The sequence below is a fragment of the Pseudomonas sp. MAFF 730105 genome, from assembly GCF_055380705.1.
The window spans coordinates 5586126-5607193 of record NZ_AP018438.1; the positions used below are offsets into that span (position 1 = coordinate 5586126).

At 53.4% G+C, this 21068-nt stretch carries 19 protein-coding genes and 2 pseudogenes; 14 read left to right on the forward strand and 7 right to left on the reverse strand.

Features of this window, described 5'->3' with window-relative positions; all coding sequences use genetic code 11:
• The first annotated feature begins 16 nt into the window (after nt 1-16).
• The 4 genes and pseudogenes from PCOSP_RS24420 (at nt 17) to PCOSP_RS24435 (ending at nt 3826) form a co-directional block, all read left to right on the forward strand.
• On the forward strand, nt 17-859 hold the full coding sequence (locus PCOSP_RS24420) for a chromosome segregation protein SMC (protein WP_464709683.1): 843 nt from the start codon (nt 17-19) through the stop codon (nt 857-859).
• 445 nt (nt 860-1304) lie between these two features.
• Nucleotides 1305-1426 (forward strand): annotated as a pseudogene (locus PCOSP_RS24425) (transcriptional regulator); the annotation flags it as partial.
• 383 nt (nt 1427-1809) lie between these two features.
• Nucleotides 1810-3192 carry an AAA family ATPase gene (locus PCOSP_RS24430; protein ID WP_464709685.1) on the forward strand — a complete coding sequence of 461 codons (1383 nt, stop codon included), beginning with the start codon at nt 1810-1812 and terminating at the stop codon, nt 3190-3192.
• The gene (locus PCOSP_RS24435) at nt 3176-3826 is read left to right on the forward strand and encodes an HNH endonuclease (protein WP_464709686.1); all 651 of its coding nucleotides are present in this window, start codon (nt 3176-3178) and stop codon (nt 3824-3826) included. Before PCOSP_RS24430 ends, PCOSP_RS24435 begins: the two co-directional genes overlap by 17 nt.
• Before the next feature lie 66 nt (nt 3827-3892).
• On the opposite strand, the gene PCOSP_RS24440 is transcribed toward PCOSP_RS24435, so the two are convergent.
• Both PCOSP_RS24440 and PCOSP_RS24445 read right to left on the reverse strand, forming a co-directional pair.
• Nucleotides 3893-4384 (reverse strand): hypothetical protein, encoded by a 492-nt coding sequence (locus PCOSP_RS24440; protein ID WP_464709687.1) that lies wholly within the window; start codon nt 4382-4384, stop codon nt 3893-3895.
• The gene (locus tag PCOSP_RS24445) at nt 4381-5565 is read right to left on the reverse strand and encodes a hypothetical protein (protein WP_464709688.1); all 1185 of its coding nucleotides are present in this window, start codon (nt 5563-5565) and stop codon (nt 4381-4383) included. Before PCOSP_RS24445 ends, PCOSP_RS24440 begins: the two co-directional genes overlap by 4 nt.
• Before the next feature lie 362 nt (nt 5566-5927).
• Between PCOSP_RS24445 and PCOSP_RS24450 the strand changes: the two genes are divergently transcribed.
• The 6 genes from PCOSP_RS24450 to PCOSP_RS24475 all read left to right on the forward strand — a co-directional run bounded on the left by PCOSP_RS24450 (nt 5928) and on the right by PCOSP_RS24475 (nt 12424).
• Nucleotides 5928-6167: a DUF2188 domain-containing protein gene (locus PCOSP_RS24450; RefSeq protein WP_464709689.1), complete on the forward strand. Its 240-nt coding sequence runs from the start codon at nt 5928-5930 to the stop codon at nt 6165-6167.
• Between the two features lie 178 nt (nt 6168-6345).
• Nucleotides 6346-6993 carry a hypothetical protein gene (locus tag PCOSP_RS24455; protein ID WP_464709690.1) on the forward strand — a complete coding sequence of 216 codons (648 nt, stop codon included), beginning with the start codon at nt 6346-6348 and terminating at the stop codon, nt 6991-6993.
• 1576 nt (nt 6994-8569) lie between these two features.
• Nucleotides 8570-9640, forward strand: a complete 1071-nt coding sequence (locus tag PCOSP_RS24460; RefSeq protein ID WP_464709691.1) for a hypothetical protein — start codon at nt 8570-8572, stop codon at nt 9638-9640.
• Nucleotides 9641-9720: 80 nt separating this feature from the next.
• Entirely contained in the window at nt 9721-9942 is a 222-nt protein-coding gene (locus PCOSP_RS24465) for a hypothetical protein (RefSeq protein WP_320389453.1), read from the forward strand.
• Nucleotides 9943-10504: 562 nt separating this feature from the next.
• A complete protein-coding gene (locus tag PCOSP_RS24470; protein ID WP_175386932.1) occupies nt 10505-11587 on the forward strand; it encodes an alkene reductase in 1083 nt (360 codons plus the stop codon).
• Nucleotides 11588-11635: 48 nt separating this feature from the next.
• Nucleotides 11636-12424 carry an SDR family NAD(P)-dependent oxidoreductase gene (locus PCOSP_RS24475; RefSeq protein ID WP_464709692.1) on the forward strand — a complete coding sequence of 263 codons (789 nt, stop codon included), beginning with the start codon at nt 11636-11638 and terminating at the stop codon, nt 12422-12424.
• Between the two features lie 196 nt (nt 12425-12620).
• Here the strand turns inward: PCOSP_RS24475 and PCOSP_RS24480 are convergent, their stop codons facing one another.
• Complete coding sequence (locus PCOSP_RS24480; protein ID WP_464709693.1) at nt 12621-13232, reverse strand: glutathione S-transferase; 612 nt, start codon at nt 13230-13232, stop codon at nt 12621-12623.
• Between the two features lie 122 nt (nt 13233-13354).
• Between PCOSP_RS24480 and ggt the strand changes: the two genes are divergently transcribed.
• Complete coding sequence (ggt, locus tag PCOSP_RS24485; protein WP_464711996.1) at nt 13355-15208, forward strand: gamma-glutamyltransferase; 1854 nt, start codon at nt 13355-13357, stop codon at nt 15206-15208.
• Between the two features lie 17 nt (nt 15209-15225).
• Here the strand turns inward: ggt and PCOSP_RS24490 are convergent, their stop codons facing one another.
• The 4 genes and pseudogenes from PCOSP_RS24490 to PCOSP_RS24505 form a co-directional block, all read right to left on the reverse strand.
• Nucleotides 15226-15444, reverse strand: a complete 219-nt coding sequence (locus PCOSP_RS24490) for a helix-turn-helix domain-containing protein (protein WP_139644729.1) — start codon at nt 15442-15444, stop codon at nt 15226-15228.
• A gap of 7 nt (nt 15445-15451) precedes the next feature.
• The gene (locus tag PCOSP_RS24495; RefSeq protein WP_464709694.1) at nt 15452-16009 is read right to left on the reverse strand and encodes a DUF2975 domain-containing protein; all 558 of its coding nucleotides are present in this window, start codon (nt 16007-16009) and stop codon (nt 15452-15454) included.
• 92 nt (nt 16010-16101) lie between these two features.
• On the reverse strand, nt 16102-16533 hold the full coding sequence (locus PCOSP_RS24500) for a methyl-accepting chemotaxis protein (protein ID WP_434007084.1): 432 nt from the start codon (nt 16531-16533) through the stop codon (nt 16102-16104).
• A 108-nt stretch (nt 16534-16641) separates the two neighbouring features.
• Nucleotides 16642-17424: pseudogene (locus PCOSP_RS24505) on the reverse strand (PAS domain-containing protein); the annotation flags it as partial.
• Between the two features lie 215 nt (nt 17425-17639).
• Between PCOSP_RS24505 and PCOSP_RS24510 the strand changes: the two are divergent.
• The 3 genes from PCOSP_RS24510 to PCOSP_RS24520 all read left to right on the forward strand — a co-directional run bounded on the left by PCOSP_RS24510 (nt 17640) and on the right by PCOSP_RS24520 (nt 21068).
• Entirely contained in the window at nt 17640-19058 is a 1419-nt protein-coding gene (locus PCOSP_RS24510; protein WP_175363502.1) for a short-chain fatty acid transporter, read from the forward strand.
• Between the two features lie 111 nt (nt 19059-19169).
• The gene (locus PCOSP_RS24515; protein WP_175363503.1) at nt 19170-20330 is read left to right on the forward strand and encodes a hypothetical protein; all 1161 of its coding nucleotides are present in this window, start codon (nt 19170-19172) and stop codon (nt 20328-20330) included.
• Between the two features lie 210 nt (nt 20331-20540).
• On the forward strand, nt 20541-21068 hold the full coding sequence (locus PCOSP_RS24520; RefSeq protein ID WP_139644719.1) for an SET domain-containing protein: 528 nt from the start codon (nt 20541-20543) through the stop codon (nt 21066-21068).

Genomic DNA, 21068 nt, shown 5'->3' on the forward strand with positions numbered 1-21068 from the left:
ACACAGAGACGAAACAATGAACGACATCCAAAAACTGAAAGACCGCCGTGAACAACTGACCTCCGAAGTGGAACGCCTGCGAGTCGAACTCTTGCACTATGAGACCGCTCTAGCCGCCCCCGAGTCTATCCAGCGAGGCCGGGAGCGGGACGTCCAGGATCAGTACGCCGACCGGAAAAGAAAATGTGATTCACTGGACTTTGAAATTGATCGGTTGAGTCAAAAAATTGTTCGACACGAAAACATCGCCAATCACGAAACCCTGATGGCAGGCTACCGCGACGCCATGGCGACCTGGAAGGCCGACGAGCAGGAGCTCAACGAAAAGCGCCGGAGTGTCAGCACCCGCCTGAATGAAATCCGTCAGCAAGCCACAGACGAAATGGCGAAGGCACGTCAGGCTGAGACCGAAGCGGCGACTGCCTACGCTCAGGCTGTCGCGTGGGGCGACACCGATGGCGAGAAGACCGCTAACGCTGACGCTCAAAAAGCCGCCAAAAACCTCGCGACGGTAGCCGAACAAAACCGTCGTCAACAGCTGATGATCAGCGCCCTCGAACAAGAGCTGGCCACCATCGATCAACACATCGCTGAAGCGCAGCAAGAACATCAAAAAATTGAGAATAAGGCGCTGCACCTCGCCAACGCGGTGCTTGAAGAGAAGTGGAATGAGGCGGCTCAGGCTTTGCTTGATGTGGGCGGACAACTTTGCGCGGCGCGTCGGATGATCGACCGGGATCCTGTTGCGCTGCTCAAGCTCAACGTTCCAGAGCAAGGCGAAAATTTCAGCAGTTGGGACTGGAGTGACCTGTCGGAGCGCTCAGTGCGGTACAAGGTGCAAGACGTTCTGGCCTTGTAGCGACCCGTCCCACCCGAAACAGCCTGCGCACGCAGGCTGTTTCAAAATTGCCGTTAGGACGAAGATCACGATAACGCAATCCAAAGCAGCGTAAGCCGGAGCGACACCTCGATGGCGTGCAAAGCGCATCTGACCGCCGTGCTGAGAATCATCGACATAAAAACAGGAAAGACCACAACGGTCGAGGCACTCACTATCAACCTGATCAAGGATGAGATGAGCTACGTGAAATCCTGTCTGAACACACGCGCAACTTCAGGCACTTGAGACGCTGAAGAGCGACGGAGCATTGAAAAAGGAAATCGAGTTCGAATCTGAACTACGTTGGGTTCCTAGACCAGTATTGCTTCAGTCCGAAACACATTATCAATCTGCTGGTCCGCAAAGCACAAAGTGCAGTACGGCCTCTGTCGCTAAGCCAGGCACTCGTAGACCTCTCGCACTGAAGACCTACAAAAACCTACACACTGGCGAAGTGATTGAACCAAAGGTGGCAATCACAAGACACTTAAAGAGTGGAAAACTAAGCACGGGGCCGATACTGTTGAAAGCTGGATTCGTAAGTAATGACTTACTAAAAAAGCCCTCATAATTCTTTTTACTTAACATCACTTACCCACCATGAGAACTATTCAAGAATAGCTTTATAAGCATAAACAAAAAAAACAATAAAACTGACTATTTATCAAAGTAAAAACTCAATTTCTTATTGCACGCTTCAAAAGCCCTTAGTAAATCAACAAAATTATTACCTCCCAACAAATAGGGCAAGCGATAAAATATAGTCTCTAGAAAGCAGCAACCCCACTTCAAGATCTACACTCAATCCATACGCACAAAGCACCACTATACAAATCATGGCTATGTGCTACGATCCAACTTTAAGGTGTGTCTCACCTAAAATTTAGGGAGATCCGCCATTTACAGACAGATCGCAATGGATTGGCATTATGGTTCAGATCACTGATTTTCCATTTTTAGGTAAATTCATACCTTTGGCTCGTAAAGGATCGTCGTCAGACAACCGGTTTACAGTGATCCTAGGAAAAAATGGCGTTGGAAAGAGTCGACTGCTTGCCGAATTAGTTTCAAATTTTTCCAAACCGTTATTCGACAAAGAGTCAAAGTATTACGTCGGACAGCTGAATTCACTACCCTCAAAAATAATCGCAGTATCCACAAGTCCCTTTGATAAATTCCCCGCAGCGCGCAAAGACTTAAATTCCTCATCGGCTTATAGCTATATTGGAATGCGCGCAAGTAGCGCTGTAACGTCCAATCAGATGGCACTTATTTTATCAGCAGCCAAAGGGCTAATGACTAAGTACCTAGAAACAGAACAGCATGAAAACTTAATAGAGATTTTCGATCTACTTTCACTTAAACCCACACTAAATTTTGTATTCAGACTCAATCTACGTCAAAAAATAGAGATTAAGACACCTGAGGGCGGTCGAATTCAATTCTCATTCGAGGGAATGATTCCGGATTTTTACAACGATGAGCCAGACGTTCTAAAAGAAATGATGGATGAACCCACCTTTCTAAAATACGCGGAAGAAAGCCAAGAGTCGCGCGCTAAAATCAGGCATGCCCTAGCGGTATTATGGGATCATATTGAGCACCAAAGAGGCATGTTCTTCAAATTAGACTTCGACTATTCAAGCAAGCACGGGACAGGTTTTGTAAGCAAAGAGATCGTATCATCTTTGCTTGTACTACTCTCTTCCAACTTAGTAAAGCTTTACGACCTAAAAATAACAAAAACGACAAGTGGCAGGGGCACACATGAAATGTCGCTGCGCCGCGCCAGTTCCGGCGAACAATGCTTACTAGTTATTATCCTAGGAATTGCAGGCCATATTAAGCATAACTCCTTAATATTGATTGATGAGCCCGAAATTAGCCTCCATCCGTCCTGGCAGGCCAAGTTCATGGATTTGATCATTAACATTTTTAAAAGTTACTATGACTGCCACTTTATCATTGCGACCCACTCACCTCAAATTGTCTCAAGACTCTCTCATAAGAACTGCTTCATAACCACAATGGATGACAACACTCTTCACAAAGCATCTGACTTTCATCAGCGCTCTGCAGATTACCAGCTTACTGAGCTTTTCGACTCTCCTGGCATGATGAATGAATATGTCTCTAGAATTGCCTTTACTCTCCTAACAAAAGTTAAATCACAAAAAACGATCATGTTGATCGATGAAAAAATGCTTTCACGGCTATATCAAATAAAATCTCACCTCGAACTTGGCGACCCCAACATTGAACTTATTGACTCAGTAGCAGAGGTGTGCAACTACTATGCCACACATCAATGAGCGCTATGCATTCTCCAAAGCCGAGCTAAAAACAATAAAAGATTTAATGGACCAGGGATTTAATTATAGAGACTGGGGATGCGACGACCTTCAAGAGATACGCTCGAACATACGTCGCTTCTACCGAAACATTCAAAGAGGTCTATGTCCCTACTGCATGAAAACCATTTCCCTTAATGCCGCTGGGAATGCACACGTTGAACATATATTACCCAAATCATTATTTCAGAGCTATATATTCGAACCAAAAAACCTGTGTGTGATTTGTGCGGACTGCAATACTGCGAAGAATAACGGAAATGCGATAAATGACGATGAAATGGATACGTGCAATGGAGTTACTCAGACATACCCGAGATCCACTAAAAGATTTAAAATCGTCCATCCGCACATTGATGAATATTCAGAGCACATAGTCAGAACAGGGATATTTTACGTAGACAAGACGCCTAAAGGACACTTCACGATAGGAATTTGCAAGTTAAATATTGCAACCCACAAATATGGTCACGAGGAAGGTGTAATTGATGACTTTGATTATTTTCAAATGATGCAAAAGTTTCAAAGCGGAACTGAGATTGAACAACGGGAAGTTTTTGACAAAATAAGAGCTTTAATCCCGCGCCCGACTTAGTCGCCAAACTGACTGGCTAGCGCAAACAAATATTATATTGCGCTAGACCAGAATCAGAATACCTTATCAGGTATCCCAGTCTTTGGCCCTCTTGCTTCTGTGCCTTTCTAGCAAATCCATAAAACTAAGATTTATCCTAATGGTACTAATTAGCGCGCAGATTTGTAGACCACTAATAAACAGAAGTACAAACTGTATTACGCCTGTCATCCATAATCTTACGCTAAAACCAAATTCATTTATAGTTGAAACGAGAATTAGCAGCACAACAGCAGCTATCATTGTTGATGCAGACTGCACAATTACACTTATGATCTCTTTAAGTCTTGCAGTATCTTCACCTCCCGCAGAGAAATCAACATTTACTAGATTTTCTCCTTTCAGAGTCTTCAGCACGTTAGGATAAAGAAATGCCACCCAAATACTCATAATAGTAAAAATAGCGCCCGCAATTGCAACTAGCAAACCAAGGATATTAGATATTGACCCAGAATCGATATCAATTTTTAAAAAAAGCATTATCAAAGGTGCTATAAAACAGGCAATAAGAGCTTTCATGAACGTGTTCCAGTGACAGGCTCAGAATTAACTTTAACTTCTTCTCCCTTATCAATAAGAGGCAAATATGTATCTCGGGATTGTGAGACAACACTATAAAGCTGATCACAACTATATGCATCAATTGTAGGAGGCAGCACTATCCGCTCTACTATCCTATGCTGCTTTATAGACGTACCATTATCATTTTCATCAATAAAGATAACATCCGCCCAGCCGCTCTCACTAAACCCCGACGAGTAGCTTATTAACTCTTTCATCTGCTCCATTGTTGGAGTAGCTTCCAGCTTTATCTCGACTTTTCGAACATTATCATCTGCCTCCCTTTCTTTAGGGAAAAATCTAGTCATAAACGTTTGAAAATAGTTGAATATTTCTATATTTGCTTTATCTAAACCATCTTTACCCGAGACCACGATCTCCATCTCAGCGTTCCTAGCCTCATCGCTCACGGTAACCTCGTTACGCAGGAGCATGTATTTCGTTGTCTCACAAATTTTTTCTAGATACTCCTCACTCGTCTTAAATATTTTGATATTGGTTGAAAACCGGTAGAGCAAATTATAAGTCTCTGGGCTTTCAGGGGTGCTAAACGAAATTCTTGTCTCTGAATCACCTGGCTGCCGCGAATTATAGCCTGGGAACTTGAGCCGATACCTTACACAATAGCTCACCCATTTCTGCATCAACTCCGAGTCACACTTTGAATCATCAAACTTTATTGACACTACGATATTTTTTTCAGGCACAACCCAGTAGTAGCATGGGTGCCCCCATACATAATTCTCTCCGGTACTAGATGCCCCGCTGGCAATATAGTTACCAGTAGGCTTCCCATCTGCCCCCAATTCAAGCCCCCGGAAGCCTCGCGTATCTGTTGGATCATGCTTCCACAGCACAACTAGGAAATCTCCATTAGGAAACTCTTTAATTTCCCGGCAATAGCACATCACTGGATCGTTATCCGCTTCCCCTTTACTCGGCCAAGGGGCTGTTTCCTTAAACCCTCGCCCTCTCACCCAACTTACAAGCTCGCGAAATACTTGACTAGTTCCCAGCCCATGATTCTTAGATATAATTTCGTCACCAGAGGATTTTCTTTGGACTCGATAAAGGCCACTTTTTTCGATCTCAAAGAAATTTAAATATCCATAATTGTGTTCGCGCTTGAATTTTGACATCTACAATTCACTTCCTTGATTTTAGGGCGGAAACTCTTTGGTTCGTCCGCGATCATGTTACTTCATTGTCTTTACAAATACGTCATAGTGATCGATTCACGCACGACTCCTAGCCCGCCTTGTACCTCCAACCTGCTGCGAGCTCGACACTCTGTGCGTGTTTGCTTCCACAGATTCACTTATGTAGCAGCATGAGAGACAAGGGGCAATCGTAATTCTGATCCCTTCAGCTAAATTGTAGCTTCCTATCAGAGAGGATGGATGAAGCCACAGGTCTCTTAGCCCTTTGCAATGCTTGTGCTCGCGCCCTTCGTGGGCTTGGTCTATAAAGTAATGACCATGAATCCCTGAGGGAGCCAACCATGAGTAAAGACCGAGACAGGACGATATCCAGGCGACCAGATGGAACCTGGGAAAACAAGCGCAATGATTCAGACCGCGCATCAAGCGTCCACAGCACCCAAGCGGAAGCTCAAAAAGCCGCTCGCGAAATGCTCAAGAATCAAGGGGGAGGAGAACTGACCACGAAAGGGGTTGATGGACAGATACGCGCCAAAGACACAATTGCTCCTGGTAACGACCCCAGCCCGCCAAAAGGCTAGGCCCAGCCCCTTTCGGCAGTAAGATTGCCCATGTGCGCTGCGGCTCCCGTCGCGAGCGCACGGCGGCCTCACAGGCAAACCACCAGGCGCCCACAGGGATCGCCAACCCTGGCTGCCAGGCACCTTGCTTCAGCACATACTTGCTGTAAATTTCTTAAAAACCTATAGGGGAAACCTAATGCCCTTAATGCGTCGATATGAATCACTACTACTTAAGAAAAACGTATGCCTATCACAGCCCTACTCGCATCGCATGAGTCAGTGCCTAGCATTGCGGCTTCAATACTATTCGTCACTCAGAAGGATCAATAAATTCTCGGTATTAGATGAGATCGCACTACTTGAAAAAACACCTACGAGCCGCCCCACGGGTACAAAAGCAGCAGAAAAATTCAGAGGCCCAATTTTAGAACGGTTTTGGCACAAGCATTACTGTGACGCAAACCACCTACCCCAAAACGTTCTGAATAAATGGTTCGGCAAACACGCTGTGAAACAGGAATTACTGAAGAAAAAATTACATGAAGTTTTGATGGCCGACGAGCCCGATACAGACATGGAAAAGTACTGGGAGACTAAGGCCAACCATGTATCACACGCAATTATCTATGGGGGGATTGAGTCGAGAAAAAATAGAGGTGCGCTGACAGGAGAATGGTTAATTTATTATGAACATGCAGGACTCTATTATTACTTAGATCTAGCCGACCACAGGGAACTAAACAATCAGCAAAAACTTTTTGATCGCCTGAGGGATGAATGCGCATGGGAGTTCCCTTTCGCGTTCGACACATCGGCCACTAGCAGTTGCATTGCCCCTGTATGAGTTAATCCGAAACTACCGCCATGAAGATAAAATACGTTTGAGTGTATGCGTTCACGCCCCGCTAAGGGGCAAAAATCATCTAAAGATTATTGGTAAGCCAATCCGAGCAATTTTTATCTAAGCCAACCCAAGCTCCTGCCCCTGAGAGCCCCAAAACCAACAGCTTGTCATTAGAATCGACGTGCTTCTTTAACTGGTCGCGGATCTGCACAAGTGAGAGTTCGGACTTTACAATCCAGGTTGACTCGACGCAATGCCACCAGGAACCCAATACCTTTATTGCATCGTGAAGCTCTGTGTATTTTTTTCCTGGGGAAATCAGATCGTACGTAATCAAGACTGATGCCATCGCCGTCTCCATTCGCTCAACGATATCGAACCGATATCATTTCGAGAGCATAGTCAGGATTATTGAATCATCCAACTTTTTGGGAGCCAGCTCCTTGGGGAACCACCTCAAACGCCAACACCAAAATATCCATAATCATTTTTAAAATCAGCGTGTTACGCTTTGGAAAGCTTGACGATGACACGGATAATTGAACTCTAAAAAGGCATAACAAACGTGGCAATGCTCTTATTTGTTAGGCGTTAACACGACAGTCCAACGACCTGCCAGGAAATAGTAACCTCATCCTAAGCGTTACACGGGCCGGGTCTGTAACACGACCTCTGACGACAAAAGGCAGCAGTGTTACCTATAAAATAGTCAATTAATACAGTTAGTTAGATGATCCGTTACACCAGTAACCCGCGTAACACTGGTTTGAGAGGTGAAAGAGATACCCCGCTCCCCGGTAGCATCCCTCCCCCAGCGAAGGGCAGCATCAGCCTCCGAGCAGGGGATGGGGTCCCTGAGTCTTTTATTTGGACACGGGGTCAGAAACCCGCGTGATCGTGTTAGCGAAAAAGTGCACAGCTTAGTGAACAGGTGAACCTGGTGAACTGGTGTTCACCTGTGCATGCCCTCTCGCTTGGTAGCTCGCCGGGGACCCTGGGCATTTCGAATGAGTACGGGGCAAAGAACCCGCAGCATCTTGTTAGCGACTGAGTTTTCTACCTCGGTTGACAGGTTGACGTGGTTGACACCATCCCCAAGGTTGACCGGGTTCAACCGTTCGCTATCAACAACACAATGGCTCACCTTTACCGTTGCGGTAACGATCCACTTTTTTCGTCAGGATCCTTTCAATTTCAACGATGAAATTTCAGTAAGCTGAAATCTCTGTCGCTACCAAGATCCCGCGGGTTTCCGACCCCGTGCAGAAGAAAACGCCCAGGGTCCCCAGCAGTTTTTTGATCGACTACCATTGGATCGTTGCGCTTTCGACAGTTTGGCTGTTGTATGTCTGGACCTCATCGTCAGTGCTGAAGGGATGTCATGGGACGGAATGATCGGAACTACCTATTTTCTGATGGCGATCTAGCTACGACACTGGATCAGCAAACACGATCTATCAAGGGTCTGGTCGAACAAATACCTCAGAGCCAATTCCTAGCGACTAGCGCAGAGACCCTAGTTGAAAATATCGTAGATCGACTAACAGTTTCTCCCCTTGTGCTTCATGAAGACCAAATGCAAATGGAGCAAGCCGAGGTAAAAGTAGATGTCGCCGGCCGCTTTGATTTCGACCATGTTCCTGGGGGAGCCAAAGCGGATGGTCATCAGCTTCGTTTCTTCGTCCCCTTTTCGGGAGACGCTGGGCTTTGGAAATGCCAACCGAATGTGTGGAGCTCGAGGACCCCTCAAGGAGAAATCGATGCACGGAGAAATTTGCTCATTCTCTCTTTTCAAAATACCAGCAACACAGCCCCTGAATGGTATCGACAGGAACTCGATAGCAGCCTGCAACTAATTCGACAATCAATCACTGCTCAAAGCTCGATGCTGTCGCAATTCCATTCCGCGCTTCCTGACTCAGTACGAAAATCAGTGCAGCACCGACGACAAGAAGTAGAGAAACTCCACGGCTTGGCTTCGGCGTTCAATATTCCGATGGTCAAAAAGCCAGGCATGCCTGAGTTCACCCTCGTAGACGTTAAGAAAAAGACTGTTCGAGCCCTTCCGAAAGCTCCCGCTGCTGGCTACAAGCCCGAACCTGCTATCACTGCCGAGCTCTACACAGAAATCCTCAGCAACATTCGCCACATGGGTGCCACCTTTGAAGGAACACCTCAAACGTACTTATCATTAGGCGAGGAAGGGCTTCGAGACATTCTGTTGGCTAGTTTGAACGGTGTGTATCAGGGGGCCGCAGCAGGAGAAGCGTTCCGTAAGTACGGCAAAACTGATATCCGAATCGAGGAGGAAACTCGCTCTGCCTTCGTAGGTGAATGCAAGCTTTGGGGTGGCGAAAAAGTTCTCGTTGCAGCTCTCGACCAGCTGTTGGACTACTTGACTTGGAGAGACTGCAAAGCAGCATTGATTCTCTTCAATAAATCGGTATCAGGCTTCGCCGGCATACAGGAAACGATTTCTCAATCGCTGCCTCAGCATGAGCTTTTCATTCGGTCTTCTCCGTCAGAGCAACTAGGAGAATGGAGGATGACATTCAGGGCCAAAGAGGATGAGGGACGCGAAGTCACCATCCACGTATTCTGTTTCAACCTTTACGTGTCTGATGAGCGTGCAGGTAAGAAGCGCTGAGATCAAGCTGTACCCCGCAATTCAATGACTACAGGAATTTACAATCCTAGTTAAAATGCCCTTGGCTCGGGAGAACGCTCATGGAAGATGTCTCGCTGCTCGCATCATTGCTTAAGCGTATGAATGAAAACCAGTTGGCGTTGGGGGCTGCTATTGAGGAACTATCGAACTGGGTTGAGCAACGTGGATCTACAGAAGTGGCACAGAATATCCGTGGGGCACTGGAGACGCTGGATAGAAACTCAGGATTCATCACCCTAGCCCTGGCCTCTCTGGCAGCCGAAGGACGTTCAAAAGAATAGCGTACTCGCTTCCCACTTCAGCCAGCCATGCTTGGTTGACGCACGCCGCTCAACGTTTGGTGGTGCCTTCATGGAAGGGGATGCAAGCAAAACCAGTAGCCAGAAACGAGCGGCTTGTATGCCTTGCTGTATGCCACACCTTAAGACGCTGCTTTAAATGTATATATTTCAATAACTTACAAAACAAGTTCAAATGACTGTGTAGCCACCAAGTACTAAAAACGGCTTATCGAAAGATAAGCCGTTTTTTTATGCCCTGAAAAAAACCGCCATGATTGCCTGAACCATCGTGGTGGATCCTTCATCGCCTGTCAGCCGTTTCGCCGCTGACTGCCGCTCTCACTGTCGTTGCCTGCAAGACCCCGCCCTCTTCCAACACAACCTCTCACATTGCCCATCGCACGTGGGAAATCTGCGCTTCTTTCCTCATGGCTTTCATCGTCCATCCAGGCGCCCCCCACCCAGCCTCCAGTTACATTGATGTCAATCAACATCAAAAGATTGACATTTTAGAGTTCGATCGCAATCATTAGAACCATTCCCACACCAGAAGCTGGAAATCATGTCTGAGAAATCGCTTTTCGAACCCTATCTCCTGGGAGACCTGACGCTCTCCAATCGCATCGTCATGGCACCCCTGACCCGTAACCGTGCGGGCGCCGGCCTGGTCCCGAGCGCATTGAGCGCAACCTATTACGCCCAACGCGCCACGGCCGGCCTGATCATCACCGAAGCCACCCAGGTATCAGCGCAGGCGCAGGGATACCAAGACACCCCGGGGCTGTATACGCCCGCGCAGATCGCCGGCTGGCGGACAGTGACGGACGCTGTGCATGCTGCGGGTGGGCGCATTTTTGTGCAGCTCTGGCACGTTGGCCGTGTTTCGCACGTCGACCTGCAACCGGATGGCGCAGCCCCCGTGGCACCGTCGGCGATCCGGGCGCAGACGAAGACTTTCGTCAACAACCATTTCGCCGACGTCTCGGAGCCTCGTGCCCTGCAATTGAGCGAGCTGCCAGGCATCGTCAACGACTTTCGCCAAGCGGCGGCGAACGCCATTGCCGCGGGCTTCGACGGCGTCGAGATCCATGGGGCAAACGGCTATTTGCTTGATCAGTTCATCAAAGACAACGCCAACCAGCGCACGGATGCCTACGGCGGCTCGATAGAAAATCGCGCGCGTCTGCTGATCGAAGTCGTCGCGGCAGTGGTCGACGAAATCGGTGCCGAGCGCACCGGCGTGCGGATCTCGCCGGTCTCGCCAGCCAACGGCGTCTCCAGCAGCGCCCCGCAAGCCCAGTACGAATACATCGTCGAGCAGCTCAATGCGCTGGGGATTGTTTTGCTGCACGTAGTGGAAGGCGCCACTGGCGGCCCACGCGATGTAGCACCGTTCAACTACGACGCATTACGTCAGCGATTCAAGCAGACCTACCTGGCCAACAACGGTTACGACCTGCAATTGGCTACCGCTGCTCTCAACGAGGACAAGGCCGATCTGATTGCCTTTGGCCGTCCGTTCATCAGCAACCCGGACCTGGTTGAACGCTTGAAAACCGCTGCGCCGTTGACACCGCTCGACGGTGCGACGCTCTACGGTGGCGGCGCCGAAGGTTATACCGACTACCCGACACTCGCTGGTTGAAGTTTCCCCACTCATCTTCTTGCACAACACGCCCTCAGGAATTCCAACATGACAACGCTTGCCACTGTTCTGATCACAGGTGCCTCTACCGGCATCGGCGCCACCTATGCCAAACGCTTTGCCAAACGCGGCCATGATCTTGTCCTTGTCGCCCGTGACAAGGAACGCCTGGATGCACTGGCCGCCCGCCTTCATGCGGAACACGGCATTGCTGTTGATGTTATGCAAGCCGACTTGACCGACCCTGCCGATCTCAGTGCGGTCGAAATCCGCCTGCGTGACGACTCGCGCATTGGCGTACTGATCAACAACGCAGGGTTGGCTCAATCCGGTGCTTTCGTCCAACAGAACGCCGAGGCGATCGACCGACTTGTCTCACTCAACATCGTGGCCGTGACGCGGCTCGCCGCTGCGGTAGCTCCCCGCTTTGCACAATCCGGTGCGGGTTCTATCGTCAACCTGGGGTCGGTGGTGGGCTTGGCGCCTGAATTCGGTATGTCGGTGTATGGCGCTTCGAAGGCGTTCGTGCTTTTCCTGTCCCAAGGGATGCATCTGGAGTTGTCGCCCAAGGGCGTCTATGTCCAGGCAGTATTACCAGCCGCCACCCGCACCGAAATCTGGGAGCGCGCAGGGATAGACGTCAATTCACTGAGTGAAGTGATGGACGTCGAAGAGTTGGTCGATGCCGCACTGATCGGCTTTGATCGCCGCGAGCTGGTCACCATCCCACCGTTACACACCGAGGCACGCTGGACGACGCTGGATCAAGCGCGGCAGGGTTTGCTGTCAGAGATTCGCCAAGCCCACGCCGCTGAGCGCTATCAACCGAAAGCCTGAGTGTTCACGGCGCTCATTCAGTCAATGCAATTGAACGCAAAGCTTCCCTGTGGCCATGTCACGGGGGAGCGAAGTGGCAGCGGCATGTGCAGATCGGAATCAGAGCACTGTGAAAGCACTCACATTCAACACTATGGCAAATCGGGTTTAAGCAAGTGGCCCGACCGACAATCGTGCCTGATGAAATGCGCCGCCCTCAAGCCTGGGGATAGCGCTTGAACGATTCGGTTTCTTCCAACCGGGCCGCATGAGCATGCAACACGGGAAAATCATCTGCCCTGACGATATCGGCGACCATCAGTTGAATGAAAGACCAGGCGACTGCACTGGTGAGGGTGGCCTGATCCGGCCTCTCTTGGACAGCCGGCGGCAGGCGCGCCAGTTGGGTTTCCCATTCACGGCAGGCCGCCAGCAACTGCCCGACCACCCGGTCCAGCCAAGGCTGATGACGTTTTTCCTCAGGGCGTAACTGGCGTTCATAGACAATCTGCACCGCCTTGTCGCAAGCAGCCAGCGCCAATCCCAGGATTTGCAGCGAAGTGACCAGGGACATGGCCTGCTGCGGCATCAACTTCTTGTCAGCGGGACTTTGCGCCTCGAAGTAGTCGATGATCAGTGTCGAATCCATCAACACGCTACCGTCATCCAATACCAGGCTGGGGGCCTTTACCACCGGGTTGATCGCGCGAAACGCCTCGAACGAACCGAAGACCGACAGTGCGACGTGTTCGAACGAGACACCCATCAGATCAAGCGAGATCGCCACGCGACGGACATAGGGGGAATCCAGCATGCCAATCAGTTTCATCAGGTCTTTCCTCCGTGATGCGGATCAATCCTAGTTCCGGCTACTGCCGAGAAGCGGGTCCCTGTCGGTTTGCACCCTGCGTCTCGCATCGCTACAGTCCGACTGTATATCCCATGCCACGGATGGAGCAACACGTGCTTACAGACCTCAAACCGAACCTTCATCGCCTGTCAGCTGCTTCATTGCTGGCTGTCGCCCTCACCCTCGTTGCCTGCAAGGCTCCCCCCTCCTCCTCAACGCCCGCATTACCCACCGCACCGGAGATCACCTCCGGTTACCGTGCCGATCTACAGTCCCGCCACGCCGACAAGCACATGGCCGCCGCAGCCAACCCTCTGGCAGCCCAGGCCGGGCGGGAGATGTTGCGGCGTGGAGGCTCGGCCATCGACGCGGCGATTGCCATGCAAGCGGTGTTGACCCTGGTGGAACCGCAATCTTCGGGCATTGGCGGCGGTGCATTCATTGTGCTGTGGGATGGCAAGGCGGTGCGTACATATGATGGCCGCGAAACGGCACCGGCCGGTGCTACCGAGCGACTCTTCCTGCAGGCCGATGGCAAGCCCATGCCGTTTACCGCTGCACAGATCGGTGGCCGTTCGGTCGGCACGCCGGGTGTGTTGCGTGCGCTGGAGCTGGCCCACCAAAAACACGGACGCTTGAAATGGGCAACGCTGTTCGAACCGGCCATCAAGCTGGCGGAACAAGGTTTTCCGATCTCGCCTCGGTTGCACTCAATCATTGCCAGCGATCCGTCCCTGCCAGGTTCACCGGACATGGCTGCTTATTTCCTGAATAGCGATGGCAGCCCGAAAGCCGTCGGCACGCTGCTGAAAAATCCAGCCTTGGCCGGTGTGCTCAAGCGCATCGCCAACGAAGGCCCCGACGCGTTGTACGAGGGCCCGGTGGCCCGGGAAATCGTCGCCAAGGTGCAGGGCCACGCCAACCCCGGCAGCCTTTCGCTGAACGACCTGAAAGGCTACGCCGCCCGGGAGCGTGCGCCGCTGTGCACCGACTACAAGCGCTGGCAGCTCTGCGGCATGGCCCCACCCTCCTCCGGCACAATCGCCGTCGCGCAGATTCTCGGGACTTTGCAGGCTTTGGAACAGCGCGACAGCCACTCCGCCCTCGCGCCCTTGAAACCCATCAAGAGCGATAAACCCGCCGGCCTCGAACCCGCGCCGGAAGCTGTGCATCTGATCGCCGAGGCCGAACGCCTGGCCTACGCCGACCGTGCCCAGTATGTCGCCGATTCGGACTTCGTCCCTGTACCGATCCAGGGCCTGGTCGACCCTGGCTACCTGGCCAGCCGCGCCAACCTGATCGGCCCGCGCAGCATGGGTACCGCTAAACCCGGTACGCCGCCGGGCATCCAGGTAGCCTACGCCCCGGACCGTTCGCCACTGCGTATTTCCACCTCGCAAGTGGTGGCAGTGGATGACCAGGGCGGCGCCGTGTCCATGACCACCACGGTGGAATCGGCATTCGGCTCACATGTGATGGTCCAGGGCTTCATGCTCAACAACCAGATGACCGACTTCTCGTTCATCCCCGAAGAAAACGGACAGAAAGTCGCCAACCGCGTCGAACCCGGCAAGCGCCCACGTTCATCGATGGCACCGACGCTGATTTTCGACCGTCAGAACGGTGAGCTGCTGGCCGCAGTCGGCTCGCCGGGGGGCTCGCAGATCATCGAATACGTGGCCAAATCGGTGATCGGTCTGTTGGACTGGAACCTGGACCCACAAACCGCCATCAACCTGCCCAACTTCGGCAGCCGCAATGGCCCCACTGAGCTGGAACAAGGACAATTCAGCCCTGCGTTGATCCAGGCGCTGAAAGATAAAGGCCACACGGTGAGCGAGATCGACATGACCAGCGGCACCCAGGCCATCGTCCGGGTGCGCGATGCGCAAGGCAAAACATCACTGGCCGGGGGCGCCGATCCTCGGCGTGAAGGGGAGGCGCTGGGGGACTGAGCGAATATCCGACTCACTCATGACAGCTCGCGCTCTGGTTGATAAATCAGCAGATCGGCGGGCTGACACTGCAGGTAACTGCAAATAGCCTCGAGCGTCGCCAGGCGTATGCCCTTGACCTTTCCCTGCTTCAACAGGGAGAGGTTGGCTTCCGTAATGCCTATGGCGGCGGCCAGGTCCTTGGATTTGACCTTGCGCGTTGCCAGCATCACATCCAGTTGAATCACGATAGGCATGAGTTTCTCAAACGAAAGTTCTGTTTTCTGAGTCGACTTCACTGGCCTGGGACAATATCCGAGCAATGATGGCGATACAGGCGGCAAGGAACAAAGCGACGAAGGACGGAGCGGTGATGCTGATAGTCAGTAATCGCTCGCCCACCGGCGCATTGATCGTGACCAGCAGGCTGAGGAACGGCTCGCACAGGAAATCCAGCAACACCCATAGTGCGACCGCGCGACCTGCGTTTCCAAGATAAACCGCGGCTTCACTGGAAAAATATTGCCCCTGGGCATAGCGCCTGAAGAGCTGCCGCAGGTTGACCAGTCCGACCGCGAGCGCGAGCAGAGGCACGCTGGACAAAAGAATGCCCCCCAGACGCTGCCAGCCCGTCAACCCTACCGCCCCTCCTTCGGGCAGACTGAACAATTGCCGCTCGGTCAGGGAAAAGCCCAACCCGTATTTTGACGCAACATCAGGAAACAGCCAGGCAGCAGCGTTGACGACCATCATCGCGACAATGAAAACAAGCGTGATGGCAGCCATGCGCTGGCTGTACAGGGCGAGACGATTCGAACACATGTCAGGGCTCCAACAGAGTATGGGAGCACCAAACATAATGACGAAATTATCGTAAAACAATAATTAATATGTAAAAAACAATAACACCTGCCTCAGCTCGACAGCTGATTGGCAAACTGGCTCACGGCATCGACCACTTTCTTTGCCCCATCCTGGATCTCGACGATCACTGTCCCCGCCTCGGCTGCCAGGGCCAGGCCCTGTTCGGCCTGGTGTTGACCGTCCGTCATCAACGAGACGGCATTACGCGCCATGTCCTGGTTCTGGCGAACCACGCCGACAATTTCATCGGTGGCCTGGCTGGTACGCGACGCCAGTTGCCGCACTTCATCGGCCACCACCGCAAAGCCTCGGCCCTGTTCGCCGGCACGGGCGGCTTCGATAGCAGCGTTGAGCGCCAGCAGGTTGGTCTGCTCGGCAATACCGCTGATGGTCTTGACGATGGTGCCGATCACCATGGATTGCTCGTTCAGCGCCTCGATACCTTCGCCGGCGGTTTGCATGTGCCGGGCCAGGTCGCGCATCACGTCCACGGCCTGGGTCACCACAGTAGTCCCCCGCTGAGCGCTGCTGTCGGTTTGCAGGGACGTGCTGTAGGCGATGTTGGCGGCCTCGGCGACGGCTTTTTCCTGGTTGACCTGGTCGGTGATGTTGGTGGCGAACTTGACCACTTTGTACAGTCGGTCGTTGGCGTCGACCACCGGGTTATAGGAAGCCTCCAGCCACACTTCACGACCATTGCTGTCGAGGCGCTTGAAGCGGCCGGCGACGAACTCGCCGCTGTTCAGGCGTTTCCAGAACTGCTGGTAGGCGGGACTGTTGTATTCCTCCGGATCGCAGAAGGTGCGGTGATGCTTGCCCTTGACCTGCGCCAGGCTATAACCCATGGCGTTGAGAAAACGGTCATTGGCTGTCAGTACGTGACCGTCCAGATCAAACTCGATCACCGCCGTTGAACGCACCAACGCACCAATGAGGTTTTCATGCTCGCGAGAACCTTCGATGGTACGGGTCAGGTCATTGGAATACATCGAAAAATAACGAACTCGCCCATCAACTCCTTTTACAGGCTGAAGGATCGAGCGCAGCCAGGCTTCCTTGCCATTGCCCCGCAGCAGGCGCACGGCACCGGAAAAATGCTCACCACGGGTCAATGCCGTCTTGAAGCGAAGCTGGAACTCATTGGACTTCAGATAGGACGGCACCAGGTCTTCCACACCCCGGCCAATGAGGTCCTGGCTCTTGTAGTGCATTTCATCGAGAAACTTCTGATTGACCGTCTGCACCCTCCCCTCGGCATCAAGGGTGAGCGCCAGCATTTCACGGTCCAGGCTTTCCTTCACTTGCATGAGGCTGGACAGTTCTTGGCGCAGGGCCGTCAGCTCCTGCTTCAAGCGTTGATTGAACATAAGCATGCTCCGGGTGGCAGGAGAATTGACAAGCTGTTCTCATGCCATCGGCGCGGCGACTTTTTTCTGAAGAGTGCCATTGGTCGCCCTGGCGTTTTCCAAGAGGCTCGCGAACCCAGGCCCGTCTTTCATGGTCAGTGGATTGTTCTACCGTTGTCGGGGCCTCTCCGCTCCAGATACCCGTCCCCATAAAAGCAATCATAAGAATCGAGGTAATCGCCGTGACCACCGACATCCAAGACAGCCGCTCCGCCCGCTTTGCCTTGCGCTGTTCCAGTTTTGCCGAACGCTGGTTTCCCGACTCCTGGGTCTTTGCCGCGCTGGCAGTGCTGGTGGTCGCCCTGGCGACGCAGTTCATCGGCGCCACGCCTACGGCCGCCGCCATGGCGTTCGGCGATGGCTTCTGGAGCCTGATCCCGTTCACCATGCAAATGGCCTTCGTCGTGATCGGTGGCTACGTGGTCGCCAGCTCGCCACCCGCCGTCAGGTTGATCGATCGCCTGGCGCGCATCCCAAGGAATGGGCGTTCCGCAGTGGCCTGGGTGGCGTTGATCTCCATGGTCGCCTCGTTACTCAATTGGGGCCTGTCGCTGGTCTTCGGCGGCCTGCTGGTACGCGCCCTCGCCCGCCGCACCGATCTGAAAATGGACTATCGCGCCGCTGGCGCCGCCGCTTACCTGGGCCTCGGCGCGGTGTGGGCCTTGGGGTTATCGTCGTCGGCCGCGCAATTGCAAGCCAACCCGGCCAGCCTGCCGCCGTCGATCCTGTCGATCACCGGCGTCATTCCATTCACCCAGACCATCTTCCTCTGGCAGTCCGGCGTGATGTTGCTGGCGCTGATCGTCATTTCACTGCTGGTTGCCTATGCGACCGCCCCAGGGCCAAACAGCGCCCGTGACGCCGCCGCTTGCGGGATCGATCCCAGCTTCAGCATGCCGGCCCTGCAACCCCGTACCCGTCCTGGGGAATGGCTGGAGCACAGCCCGCTGCTGACCATCGCGCTGGTGCTGCTGGCCGCCGGCTGGCTGTTCCACGAGTTTTCGACCAAGCCGGCGATCAGCGCGATTTCGGGGCTCAACACCTATAACTTCCTGTTCCTGATGCTCGGCGCCTTGCTGCATTGGCGCCCGCGCAGTTTTCTCGATGCGGTGGCCCGCGCAGTACCGACCACTACCGGCGTACTGATCCAGTTCCCGCTATACGGCTCCATCGCCGCGCTGCTGACCACGGTCAAGGGCAGCGATGCCCAGACACTCGCCCACCATATCTCGACCTTTTTCGTACAGATCGCTTCCCACGACACCTACGCCTTGTTGATGGGGGTCTACTCGGCGATCCTGGGGTTCTTCATTCCTTCCGGTGGAGGCAAGTGGATCATTGAAGCCCCTTACGTGATGCAGGTGGCCAATGACCTGAATTACCACCTCGGTTGGGCGGTGCAGATCTACAACGCCGCCGAAGCGTTGCCGAACCTCATCAACCCCTTCTACATGCTGCCGCTGCTGGGTGTATTGGGGCTGAAAGCCAGGGACTTGATCGGCTTTTCCTTCGTGCAACTGTTGGTGCACACCCCCTTGGTGCTGGTGCTGCTATGGGCGCTCGGGACAACATTGGCCTATTTGCCGCCAGTGATGCCATAAAGCCATAAAAAAGGGCCGATATTTACGTCGGCCCACTTCTTCTTCGGCTCGGTCTGTTTCAGTATGGGGGCGCCCTGTTCGAAGGGCTCAAACGCTGAAAAGGATCTGAGCATGTCTAAACTCGCAGTATTTCCCCTTGCCGCCCTGGCCCTGAGTGCCACCGTTCACGGGGCCGACATCGATGTACAGCTTGGCAGTACCGAACGCGTCACTCGCCTCTTCGCTTACCCCAACAACTGCAACGTCATCTGCTTCCGCAACTGGACGCTGGAACAGACCGTCGAGCACTACCTGACCCAGAGCGTTCAACGTGACGGCTACGGCGCGGCCAAGGTCAGCGTCAAACGCGACAACGGCAAGGTCTACGCCCACATCAGCGGCGTGCCGAAAGCCTATGGCCAACCCTTGAGCAAACTGCTCGATGCCGGTGACCTGGCGTACAAGGGGGCCACGAAGCTCAACGACGACAAGAAATGGGCCTACAACTGGTACCTGTTCCTGCCGCTGGGCATGGCCCTGGAAAACCGCAAGAGTGTCGAACTGCTGCACTTCCCGCCTGATTATTCCCTGACCCAGGCCCAGGACTACCTGGAATCAGCCACCACCGATCGCTGGGCCACCCTGCTGACGGCCAACGGCATTGCCGCCGACCAGACGCCGGCTTACCAGACCATCATCGACATCGCCCCCATCGCGGCTCCGTCCACTGCCGGCGCGACGCTGGAGGGTGTCTACGATTACTTCAACGACTACCAGACCACCATGGTCAAGCAAGTCAGCCAGAGCGCCAGCGGAACCGCGCTGCCAATGGTGGCCTTTGGTGCCCCCGTGCGGAACTGGATCAAGACCCAATACGGCCAGACCGTGGCGGTGCTCGGCCTGGCGACCATCTCTCCCGCCGCTGGCGTCAAGGTTCCAGTCCTGGGCTCCAACCACCCAAGCTACATCTGGTACGCCGCCGACCCGGAAAGCTATGGCGGCGACGAAGCCAAGGCGGACGCGGCAGGCCTGAAAGTCATGGGCCAGGACCTGAGCGCTGCCTGCTGGCAAGCCGGCATGGGCAGCAAGCCGAGCAGCGACCCGACGACTCAATTGAACCAGTGCACGCAGACCTGGCAGGTCACGCAAAAGGAAAAAACCTGCGAGTTGTTCTACACCTCGATTCGCAAGCTGTCGCCAGAAGACGCGGCGAAAAAATGCGAAACGCCGGCGATCAAGTCGCAACTTCCGCAGTTGAAGGTGCCCATGCCGCTGCCATCCGAGTCGGTATAACCCCTGAAGGCCTCGTGGTGAGGGGACATATGCCCTCGCCACGGGTCCACTTTCCTTTGTAAGCCTTCGCTCACACAGGAAAGCGCCTTTGGCGCCTGTCAGAGTTGACAGTAGATGTCCCGTCGGACTTGGAGGAAGCTACCCAGGTCACTCACGACCGTTGGCAGGACGCCAACGGCAGCAAGTCGGCCTGTACCGACAAGGACTGTCATGACCATCTTCGTTGCAGATAAAGCCTTTTCACAGGACCGGGGCTGCATTTACCCGGAAAAAGCTCTCAGCCTCCGCCTGGGTTATCCGTCTGCCCGCGATTTCGAAGTGCTACGCACCCCCAACGGCCGCGGCAATGCCGTTATCGCCCGGAAAAGGTTCGCCCCCATGGAGCGGATGTGCAGGGTATCGGGGCTGCTGGTGGGGCGGCGCCGCCCGCACACTGTGCAGGTCCTGCCGGACATCCATATGTATGACCCGCACTTCGCCGGATTGCTGCTGCATTCCTGCAACCCGAATGTCTTTCTCGACATGAGCGAACTGTGGTTATGGGCGCTGACGCCCATCCACGCAGGCGACTGCCTGACGATGGATCACGCCAGCACGGAACAGAAGCTCTACCGGCAGTTTGCCTGTCGGTGCGGTTCGTCCAATTGCCATGGTTGGATCACTGGCTATGACGAACCGCCCAACGAACAGGGCATGAAGTTCCTGAAGCACTGGCGCCGCCGCTGTCACCGCGACTGA

What these genes read in the sequence shown, in the direction of transcription:
- PCOSP_RS24455 (WP_464709690.1), top strand. Translation starts at nt 6,346, where the DNA reads ATGCCCTTAATGCGTCGATATGAATCACTACTACTTAAGAAAAACGTA.
- PCOSP_RS24460 (WP_464709691.1), top strand. Translation starts at nt 8,570, where the DNA reads ATGCAAATGGAGCAAGCCGAGGTAAAAGTAGATGTCGCCGGCCGCTTT.
- PCOSP_RS24470 (WP_175386932.1), top strand. Translation starts at nt 10,505, where the DNA reads ATGTCTGAGAAATCGCTTTTCGAACCCTATCTCCTGGGAGACCTGACG.
- PCOSP_RS24495 (WP_464709694.1), bottom strand. Translation starts at nt 16,009, where the DNA reads ATGTGTTCGAATCGTCTCGCCCTGTACAGCCAGCGCATGGCTGCCATC.
- PCOSP_RS24500 (WP_434007084.1), bottom strand. Translation starts at nt 16,533, where the DNA reads ATGCGCGACCTGGCCCGGCACATGCAAACCGCCGGCGAAGGTATCGAG.
- PCOSP_RS24465 (WP_320389453.1), top strand. Translation starts at nt 9,721, where the DNA reads ATGGAAGATGTCTCGCTGCTCGCATCATTGCTTAAGCGTATGAATGAA.
- PCOSP_RS24520 (WP_139644719.1), top strand. Translation starts at nt 20,541, where the DNA reads ATGACCATCTTCGTTGCAGATAAAGCCTTTTCACAGGACCGGGGCTGC.
- PCOSP_RS24430 (WP_464709685.1), top strand. Translation starts at nt 1,810, where the DNA reads ATGGTTCAGATCACTGATTTTCCATTTTTAGGTAAATTCATACCTTTG.
- PCOSP_RS24475 (WP_464709692.1), top strand. Translation starts at nt 11,636, where the DNA reads ATGACAACGCTTGCCACTGTTCTGATCACAGGTGCCTCTACCGGCATC.
- PCOSP_RS24450 (WP_464709689.1), top strand. Translation starts at nt 5,928, where the DNA reads ATGAGTAAAGACCGAGACAGGACGATATCCAGGCGACCAGATGGAACC.
- PCOSP_RS24445 (WP_464709688.1), bottom strand. Translation starts at nt 5,565, where the DNA reads ATGTCAAAATTCAAGCGCGAACACAATTATGGATATTTAAATTTCTTT.
- PCOSP_RS24435 (WP_464709686.1), top strand. Translation starts at nt 3,176, where the DNA reads ATGCCACACATCAATGAGCGCTATGCATTCTCCAAAGCCGAGCTAAAA.
- PCOSP_RS24420 (WP_464709683.1), top strand. Translation starts at nt 17, where the DNA reads ATGAACGACATCCAAAAACTGAAAGACCGCCGTGAACAACTGACCTCC.
- PCOSP_RS24480 (WP_464709693.1), bottom strand. Translation starts at nt 13,232, where the DNA reads ATGAAACTGATTGGCATGCTGGATTCCCCCTATGTCCGTCGCGTGGCG.
- PCOSP_RS24515 (WP_175363503.1), top strand. Translation starts at nt 19,170, where the DNA reads ATGTCTAAACTCGCAGTATTTCCCCTTGCCGCCCTGGCCCTGAGTGCC.
- PCOSP_RS24440 (WP_464709687.1), bottom strand. Translation starts at nt 4,384, where the DNA reads ATGAAAGCTCTTATTGCCTGTTTTATAGCACCTTTGATAATGCTTTTT.
- ggt (WP_464711996.1), top strand. Translation starts at nt 13,355, where the DNA reads ATGGAGCAACACGTGCTTACAGACCTCAAACCGAACCTTCATCGCCTG.
- PCOSP_RS24490 (WP_139644729.1), bottom strand. Translation starts at nt 15,444, where the DNA reads ATGCCTATCGTGATTCAACTGGATGTGATGCTGGCAACGCGCAAGGTC.